This is a genomic window from Bradyrhizobium sp. Ai1a-2, assembly GCF_000426245.1.
GTDB lineage: Bacteria > Pseudomonadota > Alphaproteobacteria > Rhizobiales > Xanthobacteraceae > Bradyrhizobium.
Genome location: NZ_AUEZ01000003.1, coordinates 83,210 through 97,723 on the forward strand (window position 1 = coordinate 83,210; position 14,514 = coordinate 97,723).

8 protein-coding genes and 1 tRNA gene are annotated in these 14,514 nt (G+C 65.7%); 7 read left to right on the forward strand and 2 right to left on the reverse strand.

What is annotated here, in order from left to right; all coding sequences use genetic code 11:
- Positions 1–321 precede the first annotated feature (321 nt).
- Positions 322–398 (reverse strand) — tRNA-Arg (locus K288_RS0103340).
- Positions 399–806: 408 nt separating this feature from the next.
- On the opposite strand from K288_RS0103340, the gene K288_RS0103345 reads away from it, so the two are divergent.
- The 7 genes from K288_RS0103345 (at position 807) to K288_RS0103375 (ending at position 13,027) form a co-directional block, all read left to right on the forward strand.
- Positions 807–1,466 carry a hypothetical protein gene (locus tag K288_RS0103345; protein WP_027578297.1) on the forward strand — a complete coding sequence of 220 codons (660 nt, stop codon included), beginning with the start codon at positions 807–809 and terminating at the stop codon, positions 1,464–1,466.
- Between the two features lie 269 nt (positions 1,467–1,735).
- Complete coding sequence (locus K288_RS0103350) at positions 1,736–6,943, forward strand: alpha-2-macroglobulin (protein ID WP_027578298.1); 5,208 nt, start codon at positions 1,736–1,738, stop codon at positions 6,941–6,943.
- Positions 6,944–6,966: 23 nt separating this feature from the next.
- Positions 6,967–9,051 carry a penicillin-binding protein 1C gene (gene pbpC, locus K288_RS0103355; RefSeq protein WP_244443053.1) on the forward strand — a complete coding sequence of 695 codons (2,085 nt, stop codon included), beginning with the start codon at positions 6,967–6,969 and terminating at the stop codon, positions 9,049–9,051.
- Positions 9,052–9,222: 171 nt separating this feature from the next.
- Positions 9,223–10,968 (forward strand): glycosyltransferase family 39 protein, encoded by a 1,746-nt coding sequence (locus K288_RS0103360; RefSeq protein ID WP_027578300.1) that lies wholly within the window; start codon positions 9,223–9,225, stop codon positions 10,966–10,968.
- Between the two features lie 10 nt (positions 10,969–10,978).
- Positions 10,979–11,824, forward strand: a complete 846-nt coding sequence (locus K288_RS0103365; protein WP_027578301.1) for a phosphatase PAP2 family protein — start codon at positions 10,979–10,981, stop codon at positions 11,822–11,824.
- Positions 11,825–11,843: 19 nt separating this feature from the next.
- The gene (locus tag K288_RS44510; RefSeq protein ID WP_084799455.1) at positions 11,844–12,689 is read left to right on the forward strand and encodes a glycosyltransferase family 2 protein; all 846 of its coding nucleotides are present in this window, start codon (positions 11,844–11,846) and stop codon (positions 12,687–12,689) included.
- Complete coding sequence (locus K288_RS0103375) at positions 12,689–13,027, forward strand: lipid-A-disaccharide synthase N-terminal domain-containing protein (RefSeq protein ID WP_027578302.1); 339 nt, start codon at positions 12,689–12,691, stop codon at positions 13,025–13,027. The genes K288_RS44510 and K288_RS0103375 overlap by 1 nt, the downstream gene beginning before the upstream one ends.
- Before the next feature lie 49 nt (positions 13,028–13,076).
- On the opposite strand, the gene K288_RS0103380 is transcribed toward K288_RS0103375, so the two are convergent.
- The gene (locus tag K288_RS0103380; protein WP_027578303.1) at positions 13,077–14,489 is read right to left on the reverse strand and encodes a PLP-dependent aminotransferase family protein; all 1,413 of its coding nucleotides are present in this window, start codon (positions 14,487–14,489) and stop codon (positions 13,077–13,079) included.
- Positions 14,490–14,514 lie beyond the last annotated feature (25 nt).

Genomic DNA, 14,514 nt, shown 5'->3' on the forward strand with positions numbered 1-14,514 from the left:
CTGAGCTGTGATCGCGATATATCCGGGAAACCACGGCCACTACCTAAGGATGAGCTTCGACGGTTGAGCGACCGGATAACTTCGGAGCGACCGGGCTGATCTTCTTGCGTGGTAGCCCAGCTTTTGATTCCGGCGGGAGCGCGGTTGGCATGCCACCAGCGCTGCGTTTCCCTGTGAGAAATCAGTCCGGCAATTTGGCGCCGCAAGCGGCGTCAAATGGCGGCTTTCGTCCGCATCTTTTCCAAGCGGTTGGTGAATGCTGCCGCACGGAGCGTGGTCAAAATTCCTTGCATTTACAAGGGACTCTTGCTCGATCCGAGATGGCGATCCCAGCAGGATTCGAACCTGCAACCCGCGGAGTAGAAATCCGCTACTCTATCCAGTTGAGCTATGGGACCGTCTTGGCGAGGCATCGGCCATCTGGCCTCTCAATAATATAATCATCGGCCTGTCGCCAGCATGGCAGATTGCAAAATAACAGTAAAAACATAAGGCTGGGATACCTACCGGGGCTCCGGCGGGCGCGGACCATCCGGGCCGCGGGATGCGACCCACCCAGGGCGAACTGACAGGGCCGAATCGCTGCGTCGACCCATTTGCTGGAAATGGCGCCCGGACATCAAGGCCGGTCTGCTGCCCCAGCTCCAGGCGTCACTGTGAAGCCTGAGTGCCCGAGGCCCGACTGGCTATGCTCGGATGGCGCAGGTGAGGAGCGCGACCGTAATTCGCACCCGGCCGAATTTGTTTCCAAATGTTTCTGGCGGTAAGGAGGTAGGCGCAGCCGAGAAAAAGCTTGGGGAGCGTCGATGACCTTGATCCAGAAACTGAAACGCAAGCTGTTTCCGCCCCGCGAAATCATCGAGGGCTATGAGAGCGAAGAGCTGGTCGAGACGATCTTCCATAAGACCATCGCCTACGATCCCACCGGGGATTGGCCGCTCGTGGCCGGGATCAACTCAGTGCTTGATTTCGGAGGCGGCGCTGGCCTGCATTACAAGCTCGCTCGCAAGCAGGCACCGGACATCCGCTGGGCGGTGGTGGAAACGCCGGCCATGGTGCGCCGGGCTCGTCAGTTGGCGACCAATCGGCTGATGTTCTTTTGCGATATCCGCGAAGCCGCTGACTGGCTCGGAGAGATCGAGCTGATGCACTCGAACGGCGCCATCCAATACGTTCCGGAAGCAATTGAGACCATCGGGACTTTGTGCGCCACGCGGCCGGCCGCGATGACATGGTATCGGGTGCCGATCAGCGACGCCGATGCCAGAGCAGAGGTGCAGACATCCTTCCTCAGCGACAACGGACCGGGAGCGCTGCCGACGTCGAAGGACAAGCTCGTCAGGTACGCGCGGAGCTGGATTCCGGCGCAAGCATTCCTGGCTGCGCACCAGGGCTATCGCGTTGCCGAGCGCAGCCCGGATCCGCGCGAGCACGGTACCCAGCAGTTCCGCTTCGTTCGACACTAGGGCGGCCGTCGATGTGAAAGATCCAGTTTTCCGCGCCCCGGTCCGAACCATTTTCTGACATCGGGCGACAAAGGCGTGCGGGTGGAGCGCGGGTTGCGGTCCACGGTCACCGCCTGCCGCACCGGCGCTTCGCCGGGCAGGCATAACGACTGGTTTGGCAATGCCTGTTTGCGACCTCTTCGCTACGTTGTTTCCGCGCCATCAGTCCGTCACCTTTTCGCGCACTTTTATTCGTCACGCGGCCTTTGTCCGCGCCCGGGAGATCCGTCATGATTGGTTTGGTTCGTGCCGCAGCTTTTTGCGCAGCGCTGGCGCTTGGCCTCGCGAGCGCGCAGGCGGCTGACAAGGCGTTCAAGCGCGACGACCTCGCCGATTCCGCGATCAAGCTGGAGGCGCAGATCAAGAGCGAGGCGGGGCCGGTCGCCAAGAGCACGGCGACGCTGAAGACCGATGCGGACGCTGCCTTCCGCCGCGCCGATTTCCGCACGGGGTTGCAGATCCTGGGGCAGATCGCCGCCACTACGCCGGAGGACAGCGGCAACTGGCTGCGGCTTGCCCGCACCATCTTCCAGATCCGCACGTCGACCACGACGGAGCAGACCTTCCTGCTCGAGCGTGCCTCGACCGCCGCCTATATCGCCTACCAGCGTGCCGGCAACCAGGCGGAGGAGGCCGATGCGCTGGCCGTGCTCGGCCGGGCGCTGTCGGATCGCAAATTGTGGCGGCCGGCGCTCGATGCGCTGCGCATGTCGCTCGACATGCGCGAGGTCGCCGAGGTCCGCGGCCAGTATGAGAAGATGCGCGACGAGCACGGCTTCCGGCTGCTCGACTACAGCGTGGATTCCGATGGCGCTACGCCACGGGCCTGCTTCCAGTTCTCCGAGGAATTGGCCAAGCGCGTCGATTTCGCGCCGTTCGTGGCGCTTGCGGGCAACGACAAGCCGGCGCTCACCACCGAGGGCAAGCAGCTTTGCGTCGACGGGCTGAAGCACGGCGAGCGCTACAACATCAACCTGCGCGCCGGCCTGCCGTCGACCGTGAAAGAGGTGCTGCCGAAGTCGGCCGAGTTCAACATCTATGTCCGCGACCGCAAGCCCTTCGTACGCTTCACCGGCCGCGCCTATGTGCTGCCGCGCACTGGCCAGCGCGGCATCCCGGTCGTCAGCGTCAATACGCCGGCCGTGACCATCAGCGTGTTCCGCATCGGCGACCGCAACCTGATCAACACGGTGATCGACAGCGACTTCCAGCGCACGCTGAGCAGCTATCAGCTCTCCGACCTCGGCGACCAGCGCGGGATGAAAGTCTGGTCCGGCGAGCTCGCGACAGCCGCCACCCTGAACCAGGACGTTGTCACCGCTTTCCCGGTCGACCAGGCGCTCGGCGATCTGCAGCCCGGCGTCTACGTCATGACCGCCGCCGCCAAGGGAACGAGCAGCGACGATGATGGCACGCTGGCGACGCAATGGTTCATCGTCTCCGACATGGGGCTGACGGCATTCTCCGGCAATGACGGCATCCATGTCTTCGTCAATTCGTTGGCGTCCACCGAGCCGGTCGCCAAAGCCGAAGTAAAGCTGGTCGCCCGCAACAACGAGATCCTGGCCACGCGCAAGACCGACGACACCGGCCATGTGCTGTTCGAGGCCGGGCTGGCGCGGGGCGAAGGCGGGCTGTCGCCGGCGCTGCTCACCGTCATGAGCGAGAAGTCGGACTATGCGTTCCTGAGCCTGAAGAGCAACGCCTTCGACCTGACCGACCGCGGTGTCGCGGGTCGCGCGGTGCCCGCAGGCGCCGATGCCTTCGTCTATGCCGAGCGCGGCGTCTACCGCTCCAATGAGACCGTCTATCTCACCGCGCTTTTGCGGGACGGGCAGGGCAACGCCATGACCGGCGGACCGCTGACGCTCGTCATCGAACGCCCCGACGGCGTTGAATTCCGCCGCGCCGTGCTGCCCGACCAGGGTGCCGGCGGCCGGACCACGGCCGTCGCACTGAATTCGGCGGTGCCGACCGGCACCTGGCGGGTGCGCGCCTTCATCGATCCGAAGGGTTCTTCGGTCGGCGAGACCACCTTCATGGTCGAGGACTACATCCCCGAGCGGATCGAATTCGACCTGACGGCCAAGGACAAGGTCATCAAAGCTGAAGTTCCGGTGGAGCTTAAGGTCGACGGTCATTTCCTTTATGGCGCACCGGCGTCCGGGTTGCAGCTCGAGGGCGACATGCTGGTAACGTCGGCCGCCTCGGGACGTCCGGGCTATCCCGGCTACCAGTTCGGCGTCGCCGATGAGGAGAGCGCCAGCAACGAGCGCACCCCGATCGAGAATCTGCCGGAGTCGGACGCGAAGGGCACGGCCGTCTTCCCGGTGAGGCTGGAAAAGGCCCCGACCTCGACCCGGCCGCAGGAAGCGCAGATCTTCATCCGCATGGCCGAGACCGGCGGCCGCTCGGTCGAGCGGAAGATCGTGCTCCCCGTGGCGCCGGCGAGTTCGCTGATCGGCGTCAAGCCGCTGTTCGGCGACAAGAGCGTGGCTGAAGGCGACAAGGCCGAGTTCGACGTCGTGTTCGTCGACCCCGACGGCAGGCAGCTTGCACGCGACGGTCTGCGCTACGAACTGCTGAAGATCGAGTCGCGCTATCAATGGTACCGCCAGGGTTCGTCCTGGGACTATGAACCGCTGAAGTCGACCAGCCGCGTCGCCGATGGCGACGTCAGTCTCGTCGCCGACAAGCCGTCACGACTGTCGTTTGCGCCGCAGCCGGGCCGCTACCGCCTCGACGTCAAGTCGAACGATGCCGACGGGCCGCTGACCTCGGTGCAGTTCGACGTCGGCTGGTATTCTGACGGCAGCGCCGACACGCCGGACCTGTTGGAGACCTCGATCGACAAGCCGGAATACCAGTCCGGCGACACCATGGTGGTCTCGGTCAACGCCCGCTCGGCCGGCCGGCTGACCGTCAACGTGCTCGGCGATCGTCTCCTGACCACGCAAAGCATCGACGTCAAGGAAGGCACCCAGCAGGTCAGGCTCACGGTCGGTAAGGATTGGGGCACCGGCGCCTACGTGATGACGACCTTGCGCCGTCCGCTCGATACCGCCGCGCAGCGCATGCCGGGCCGCGCGATCGGCCTGAAATGGTTTGGCATCGACAAGAAGGCCCGCACGCTCGCGGTAACGCTCTCGCCGCCGCCACTGGTGCGGCCGGGCTCGGCGCTGAAGATCCCGGTCAAGCTCGACGGGCTCAATCCCGGCGAGGACGCCAAGGTCGTGGTGGCCGCCGTCGATGTCGGCATCCTCAACCTCACCAATTACAAGCCGCCGGCGCCTGACGATTACTATCTCGGCCAGCGCCGGCTGACGGCCGAGATCCGCGACCTCTACGGCCAGCTGATCGACGGCATGCAGGGCACGCGCGGCCAGATCAGGACCGGCGGCGATTCCGGCGGCGCCGAATTGCAGGGCTCGCCGCCCACGCAGAAGCCGCTCGCGCTCTATTCCGGCATCGTCACCGTCGGCGCCGATGGCACCGCCGAGATCAGCTTCGACATTCCGGAATTTGCCGGCACCGCGCGGGTGATGGCGGTGGCCTGGAGCGCCACCAAGCTTGGCCGCGCCACCACCGACGTCACTGTGCGCGATCCGGTGGTGCTGACCGCGACGTTGCCGCGCTTCCTGCTCAATGGCGACCGCGGCACCATGAGCATGGACATCGATAATGTCGAGGGCGCTGCCGGAGACTACATCATCAACGTGAAGGCGTCCGGTCCGGTGAAGCTCTCGGGCAATCCTGCCACAACGGTGAGGCTCGCCGCCAGGCAGCGCACTTCGCTATCGCTGGCGCTGGACGCCGGCGGCGCCGGCGCGGCCAATCTCGATGTCGACATCAATGGCCCGAACGGCCTGACGCTGGCGCGCCACTACGCGCTCGACGTCAAGCCGGCGACGCAGGTGCTGGCGCGCCGCTCGGTCCGTACGCTCGCCAAGGGCGACAGCCTGACGCTGACGTCGGATATGTTCACCGATCTCGTGCAGGGCACCGGCGGCGTGTCGGTGTCGGCGAGCCTGTCGACCGCGCTCGACGCCGCCACCATCCTCAAGGCACTCGACCGCTATCCGTACGGCTGCTCTGAGCAGATCACGAGCCGCGCGATGCCGCTGCTCTATGTCAATGATCTCGCCGCGGGTGCGCATCTGGCCATGGACAGCGCGGTCGACCAGCGCATCAAGGATGCGATCGAACGGCTGCTCGCCCGCCAAGGTTCGAACGGCTCGTTCGGCCTGTGGTCGGCCGGCGGTGACGACGCCTGGCTCGATGCCTACGTCACCGATTTCCTCACTCGCGCACGCGAGAAGGGCTTTGTGGTGCCGGATGTGCTGTTCAAGAGCGCGCTCGACCGCATCCGCAACGCCGTCGTCAATGCCAACGAGCCGGAGAAGGACGGCGGCCGCGATCTCGCTTACGGCCTCTACGTGCTCGCCCGCAATGGCGCGGCGCCGATCGGAGACCTGCGCTACCTCGCGGACACCAAGCTGAACAACCTTGCGACTCCGATTGCGAAATCGCAGCTCGCGGCTGCGCTGGCGCTGGTTGGCGACAAAGCGAGGGCGGAGCGGGTCTATGGTGCCGCGCTTGACTCGCTCAATCCAAAGCCGGTGCTCGAGTTCGGCCGGACCGATTACGGCTCGGCGCTGCGTGATGCGGCTGCGCTGGTCTCGCTCGCCGGCGAAGGCAATGCGCCGCGCGCGACCATGATCGGCGCCGTCGAGCGCGTCGAGGCGGCGCGAGGGCTGACGCCCTATACCTCGACCCAGGAGAACGCCTGGCTCGTACTGGCCGCCCGCGCACTCGCCAAGGAAACGCTGAGCCTCGACATCGACGACCAGCCGATCAAGACCGCGGTGTTCCGCAGCTACAAGGCCGAGACAGTGGCCGGCAAGCCGGTCAAGATCACCAACATCGGTGAAGCGCCGGTGCAGGTCGTGGTCTCCGTGTCGGGCTCGCCGGTGACGCCGGAGCCGGCTGCTTCCAACGGCTTCAAGATCGAGCGCAATTATTTCACGCTCGACGGCAAGCAGGCCGACATCGGCAGGGCCAGGCAGAACGATCGTTTCGCCGTGGTGCTGAAGATCACCGAAGCCAAGCCGGAATACGGGCACATCATCGTGTCGGACTATCTGCCGGCCGGGCTCGAGATCGACAACCCGCACCTCGTGTCCTCCGGTGACTCCGGCACGCTCGACTGGATCGAGGATGGCGAGGAGCCCGAACATACCGAGTTCCGCGACGACCGCTTCACCGCGGCGATCGACCGTGCCAGCGACGCCAAGTCGGTGTTCACGGTGGCCTATGTCGTGCGCGCGGTCTCGCCGGGCAAATACGTGCTGCCGCAGGCCTATGTCGAGGACATGTACAACCCCTCGCGCTACGGCCGCACCGGCACCGGCGCGGTGGAGGTCCGGGCGGCGAAATGAGTGGGATGGCGACCATATCGGCCATGAGGCCTCGCTGGCGATGGATCGGGAAGGCGGTCGCAATTGCGGCCGTCGCCGGTCTGGTCGTGACGGGCGCCTTCATCGCCTGGGCGATCTCCCTCGGCCCATTGCCGCTTGTAGAAGCGCGAAAAGTCTCCACCACCATCGTCGACCGCAATGGAAAACTGCTGCGTGCCTACGCGATGGCGGATGGCCGCTGGCGGCTGCCGGTCGACGCGAAGACATCAGTCGATCCGACCTATCTGAAGCTGTTGCTCGGCTACGAGGATCGCCGCTTCTATTCCCACGGTGGCGTCGATCCGCTGGCGCTGTCGCGCGCCGCATTCCAGCTCGTCACCTCCGGCCATATCGTCTCCGGCGGCTCGACCATCACGATGCAACTCGCGCGGCTGATGGAGCCGCGGCGCGAGCGCTCGCTCTACGCCAAGCTGCGCCAGATCGTGCGCGCAGTGGAGATCGAACAGCAGCTCGACAAGGATGAGATCCTTGACCTCTATCTCGCGCTGGCGCCGTTCGGCGGCAATCTCGAAGGCGTGCGCGCGGCATCGATCGCTTATTTCGGCAAGGAGCCGAAACGGCTGACATTAGCCGAGGCGGCGCTGCTGGTGGCGCTGCCGCAATCGCCGGAGCGGCGGCGGCTCGATCGCTATCCGGAAGCCGCGCGCGAGGGGCGCGACCGCGTGCTCGATCGCATGGTCGAGGAGGGCGTGCTGTCGGCGGAGGACGCCGCGCAAGCCAAATCGGAAGCCGTGCCGAAATATCGCAAGCCGATGCCGATCCTGGCGCCGCATTCGGCCGACCAGGCGCTTGCGACGATGAAGGATGCGCGCCTCATCAGACTGACGCTCGATTCCACGCTGCAGAAGAATCTGGAATCGCTCGCCCGCGATCGTGCCATCGCACAAGGTCCAAACATCTCGGTCGCGATCATCGCGGTCGACAACGAAAGCGGCGACATCCTCGCGCGCGTCGGTTCGCCCGACTATTTCGACGAGCGCCGGGCAGGGCAGGTCGACATGACCCGTGCGGTGCGCTCGCCCGGCTCGACGCTGAAGCCGTTCATCTACGGCCTCGCCTTCGAGGACGGCTTTGTGCATCCGGAAAGCCTGATCGACGATCGCCCGATCCGCTTTGGCTCCTACGCTCCGGAAAATTTCGACATGACTTTCCAGGGCACGGTGCCGGTGCGCAAGGCGCTGCAATTGTCGCTCAACGTGCCCGCGATCGCGTTGCTCGACCGCGTCGGCGCGAGCCGGCTGTCGTCGCGCCTGAAGCAGGCGGGCACCAGCCTCGTGCTGCCGAAGGACGAGGCGCCGGGACTGGCGATGGGGTTAGGGGGCGTCGGCATCACCTTGCAGGATCTGGCGCAGCTCTATGCGGGATTCCCCCGGCTCGGCACCACAAAGCCGCCGCGCGAGATCATGCTCGAACAAGACGCGCGCGAGCCGATGCGGCTGATGGACCAGGTTGCCGCCTGGCAGGTCGGCAATGTCCTGATCGGCACGCCGCCGCCGGAAAACGGTGTGCACAACCGGATCGCGTTCAAGACGGGCACCAGCTATGGCTACCGCGACGCCTGGTCGGTCGGCTTCGATGGCCGCATCACTATCGCGGTCTGGGTCGGGCGTCCCGATGGCGCGCCGGTACCGGGGCTGATCGGGCGCGGCGCGGCAGCACCGATCCTGTTCGATGCCTTCGCGCGGACCGGCAGGATTCCGGCGGCGCTGCCGAAGGCGCCCAAGGGAACCCTGGTCGCAAGCAATGCGAAACTGCCGCTGCCGCTCCGCCGTTTCCGTCCGATGGGGGAACTGGTGCGCACGGGCGGTGATCAGGCGCCGCACATCCAGTTCCCGATCAACGGCTCGCGCATCGATGTCGATCGCGCTGCAGGCAGCGAGGTCACGCCGATGCCGGTCAAAGTCGCCGGCGGTGTCCTGCCGCTAACCATGCTGGTCAATGGTGTCGCGGTCGGCGATCTCGATAGCCGCCGCCAGCGCCTGATCGATCCGCCGGGACCCGGCTTTGCCCGATTGACCGTAATCGACGCCACCGGAGCCGCTGATACGGTGGTCATCCGGGTGCAGTGACCTTGTAGCCCGGGTGGAGCGGAACGCGTAACCCGGGAAACCTGCCGCCGCGTCGCGAGTGGCCCCGGGTTGCGCTGGCGCTCCACCCGGGCTACGGCGCCGGGGCCACACTCAGAACAAAACGGAACCTGTGCGGTTGTTTGGCCTACGGTTTCATCGTATGCGAAGCCCATGGTTGAAACCGTCAATGTCAGGCGTTTCGGAGCAGGGCAACAGCCTGTAAAACCTGCGCATTCCAGCCGCAGGCTGGTGCTCGCGTTCGAGTTCGCGACCGCCACTCATGGGCGCGCAGTGCTGTTCCTGATCCTGTGTTGCCTGATCCTGTTCCTGCCCGGGTTCTTCGCGACGCCGCCGATCGACCGCGACGAGGCACGCTTCGCGCAGGCGACCAGGCAGATGGTCGAGAGCGGCGATTTCGTCGACATCCGGTTCCAGGACGACGTCCGCTACAAGAAGCCGGTCGGCATCTACTGGTTGCAGGCCGCAGTCGTTGAAACGGCGTCCGCCCTCGGCATGCCGCGCGCGCAGGCGCGGATCTGGCTCTACCGGGTGCCGTCACTGATCGGTGCGATCGGCGCCGTGCTTTTGACCTACTGGACCGCGCTGGCCTTCGTCACGCGGCGCGGCGCGGCGCTGGCGGCGCTGATGATGGCGAGCTGTGTCCTGCTCGGCGTCGAGGCGCGTCTGGCGAAGACCGACGCGATGCTGCTGCTCACTGTCACTGCCGCGATGGGAGCCTTGGCGCGGGTGTATCTATCCTGGCAGCGCGGCGAGGATCCCGCGCATCCGCCGTGGTCTGCGCCTGTGATCTTCTGGACTGCGCTGGCCGGCGGCATCCTGCTGAAGGGGCCACTGATCCTGATGTTCGTCGGGCTCGCCATCGCAGTCCTGGCGGCCCTCGACCGCTCGCTGGAGTGGTTTGCGCGGATGCGCCCGGTCTGGGGCCTGATGTGGTGCCTGGTGCTGGTGCTGCCGTGGTTCGTCCTGATCTTCCTGCGCGCGGGCGAGACCTTTTTCGCCGACTCCGTCGGCGGCGACATGCTGAGCAAGCTCGGCGCGCAGGAATCCCACGGCGCGCCGCCCGGGCTGTATCTTGTCCTGTTCTGGATCACGTTCTGGCCGGGTGCGCCGCTGGCGGGCATGGCGGCACCGGCGGTGTGGCGTGCACGACGCGAGCCCGGCGCGCAGTTTCTGCTGGCCTGGCTGATCCCGTCCTGGATCGTGTTCGAGGTGGTGCTGACCAAGCTGCCGCATTACGTGCTGCCGCTCTATCCCGCCATCGCGATCCTGACCGTCGGCGCGCTGGAACGGCGCGTGCTGTCGCGGTCGATCTGGCTGATCCGTGGCTCGGCCTGGTGGTTCGCGATCCCCGCGATCACCGCCGTCATTGCGGTGGCCGGCGCCATCAAGCTGACGCATCAGCCGGCATTTCCGGCCTGGCCGATCCTGGCGGGTGCGATGATCTTCGGCCTCGTTGCCTGGTGGATGTTCGAGGACAGCCGTGCCGAGCGCTCGCTCCTGAATGCGGTGATCGCGGCGATGCTGCTTGCGATCGCCGTCTACGGCTTGGTGGTGCCGTCACTGAGGCCGCTGTTTCCAAGCGCCGAGGTCGGGTACCTCCTGCGCTACGCCAATTGCCCGGGTCCGAAGCTGGCCTCCGCCGGCTACCACGAGCCTAGTCTGGTCTTTCTGACCCACACCTCGATCGTCCTGACGGACGGTTCCGGCGCCGCAGATTTCCTCGGGCAGGGCCCATGCCGGTTTGCGCTGGTGGAGGCGCGTTCAGAGCGCAATTTCGTGCAGCGGGCGGACGCGATCGGTTTGCGCTACAACGCAGCGGCGCGAATCGACGGCTACAACATCTCGCAGGGCAGGCCGATTTCGATCGCGATCTATCGCTCCGAGGATCCGCAGTAAGGCGGTAAGAATGTCTGCGCCGGTCATCCGCCACGAATCCGCGACCTATCCGGTGCGCTTGGCCACGCTGACCGGGCGGTCGCTTGCCCAGCTCGTGCGTGCGCCGTCGCATTCGCGGCGGGCGGAGGCTGGCCGACGCGCAGCGCGACACGGGCTCTTGCTGATCGCGATCATCGGCGCCGCCATCATCGGGCTGATGCTTGTGTTCGATGTGCCCGAGATCAAACTGATGCCGCCGCGCGGCACCACAAGCCTGTGGTGGGTCCGCATCCTCACCGATTTCGGCAAGGATGCCTATGTGCTGTGGACCCTGGCCGGACTGTTGATCCTGGTTGCGATCATTGCGCCGGCGTTACACGGCATTCGACGATCCCTGTTGCTCGGAATGGGAACGCGGCTGCAGTTCCTGTTCTTCGCGGTGTTGTTCCCGGTCCTGGTCGGCGACCTCCTGAAATGGATTGTCGGGCGCGGCCGGCCGTTTGTCGGCGGCGAGCCCAACGCTTTCAACTTCTCGCACTTCGCCGGCAGCGAGGCCTATGCCAGCTTTCCCTCCGGGCATGCGACCACCGCCTTTGCGCTGGCCCTTGCGGTCTCGGCGCTGTGGCCGCGCGCACGGTTCGTGATGCTGATCTATGCGCTGGTGATCTGCGCCACCCGCTTGGTGCTGCTGGCGCATCACCCGAGCGACGTGGTCGGCGGCGCACTGGTCGGCGTGATCGGCGCCATGGCGGTGCGCTACTGGCTTGCGGCGCGCCGGCTCGGCTTTGCGATCCAGCGCGACGGCACGATCTACCCGCTTGCCGGCCCCTCGCTGGAGCACCTCAAAAGGGTTGCCGGGGGCGCTTCAGCCCCATAAAAGCGGGCGCCGTCCCGCCATGTCTGGCGGTTCCGGCCGCAAGGCCGTCCAGAGAGCCAAAAATCCAACCAACAAGAGTGCCGAATTGCCTTCTTCCGACCAGACCGCGGTGGCCGTCTCCATCGTTGTGCCCGTGCGCAACGAAGCCGAGAACATCGCGCCGCTGATTGCGGAGATCGTCGCCGCGCTCGGCCGGCGCTGGGTCTACGAGATCATCTATGTCGATGACGGCTCGACCGACGCAACCGCATCGCGAATCGGCGCGGCCATGAAGGAGCGCTCCAACCTGCGCCAGCTCCGGCATACGGTCTCGTCTGGGCAATCGGCGGCGGTGCGCAGCGGCGTGCGCGCCGCGCGGGGAACGATCGTCGTGACGCTGGATGGCGACGGCCAGAACGATCCTTCCTTCCTGCCGGATCTGATTACCGCGGTCGAGAGCGGCGCTGGCCGCATCGGGCTTGCCGCCGGCCAAAGGGTAGGGCGCAAGGATACCGGCTTCAAGAAACTGCAATCGCGCATCGCCAATGCCGTGCGCGGCTCGATCCTGCGCGACGGCACCCGCGACACCGGCTGTGGATTGAAGGCATTCCCGCGCGAGGTCTTCCTGATGATGCCCTATTTCGACGGGCTGCATCGCTTCCTGCCGGCGCTGGTCCGTCGCGAAGGTTTTGAGATCGCCTATGTCGACGTGATCGACCGTCCGCGCCATTCCGGCGTCTCGAACTACGGCTTCTTCGACCGGCTCTGGATCGGGATCATGGATCTCGCTGGTGTCTGGTGGCTGATCCGCCGCAAGAGGCCGACGCCCGCGACCACTGAAGTGACCGAAGTCGCTGAGGCGACCGTAGTGACCGAGGAGCATTGATGCTGATTCAATACGGTGAGGCCCTCGGCAACTACCTCTACGACGTGTTCGTCGCCAAGTTCGATTTCTGGCTCGCATTCGGCCTGGTCGCGCAATTGCTGTTTACCGCGCGCTTCCTGGTGCAGTGGATTTCCAGCGAGCGCGCCGGACAGAGCGTGGTGCCCATGGCATTCTGGTTCTTCTCGATGGGCGGCGGATTGATGACGCTGATCTATGGCATCGCCAAGCGCGAACCGGTCATCATTCTTGGCCAGGGACTGGCCACGATCATCTATGTCAGAAACATCATGCTGATCGTGAAGAACCGCGGGCAGGGATCGAGGACGCTGGATCGCTGACGGCGTTGCCCGCACCAATGGCTGAGGGAGCCCGGTAAGCACAAGGACCTCACGCGAACCGCTCAACGATCCCGCAAAGACGCTCGCAGGACCTCGCCAGATGCTTGTTCGGCACCGTCGCGATGCCCAGAAGAAGCCCCGATAGCGCGGAAGCCGGCCGGGCATACCACATCGACAATGGGGCTGGCGCCATTCCAAACGCCAGGGTTTCCCTGGCGATGGATGTGTCTGGCGCGCCGTCGGGCAATCGCAGCAGCACCGCCAATCCCGCCGTTGTGGCGCTGGCAGCTTCGACGTGCAGCCGCAGGCACTCCAGCAAGGCATCGCGCTGAGCGGAGTAGGCCCGCTTGGTACGCCGAAGATGGCGCAGGTAGTGGCCTTCGCGCATGAACTCGGCGGTCGCGAGCTGCACGGACGGCCCTGGCGGCGGCGCAAGGCACGCCGCGACCTCCGCGAAGCGGGACAGCAGTGAACCGGGTGCGACGAGGAAGCCGAGCCGCAACGTCGGACTGATGGTCTTGCTGAAGGAGCCGATATGGATGACGCGCCCAGCGCGATCAAGCGAGGCGAGCGCCGGCGCGGCTCGTCCCTTGAGTTGAAGTTCGCTCAGATAGTCGTCCTCGATCACCCACACGCTTGCTTGCGCGGCCCAATCGAGCAGACGCAATCGACGTTCCAGCGACAGAGTGACCCCGAGCGGCGCCTGCTGCCCCGGGGTCACGACAACCAGCTTCGCATCCGGGGCATGGCGCAGTCCATGGTCGACGTCGATGCCGCCGGCGTCGACTGGTATAGGTGTCAGCGATAATCTTGCGAGCTCCAGGCCCCGACGGGTGAACGGGAAGCAGGGGTCCTCTGTCCAGGCTTTCTGCCCCTCGAGGCCAAGCACGCGGAGCGCCAGTCCCAGGCCGCTGCTATATCCCCCGGTTATGATGACCTGCGAGGGCGAACATTCGATGCCGCGGGCAATGGCAAGATAGGCGGCGATTTCCCGCCGCAGTTCTAGTTCACCGCGAGGGTCCGGATAGATGGGCGCTGCGCGTGCCTCAGTGCGAATGGCATGGGCGCGGATTCGTGCCAGCAGCGTGGCCGGAAATGTCTCCTTTGCAGGAACCCCCATCTGAAAGACGGCCGGTCCCTGGGTCATTTCCAGGTACATCTCCATGAACGAGCCCGGATCGGGCGGCTGTTCGGAGCGGATGACTGCGCGGGGCCGCTCGGCAACATGGGTTCCGTTCGCACGCGATGCGACGATGAGCTGCGCTGCGGCCAGCTTTTCGTAAGCCGCGCGCACCGTGCCACGCGCGACGCCAAGCTGCGCCGCGAGGTCCTGCCAGGACGGCAGGCGCGCGCCGGGTGCGAGGACGCCGCTCTCGATCGCCGCGCCGATACCCTTTCGGATCTGCTCGGCCAGCGGCGTCTTCGCAGAGCGGTCGAGTTTCAGTTGAAACGGCTTGGTCACGCGCATCGTAGTACACGATTTTTGT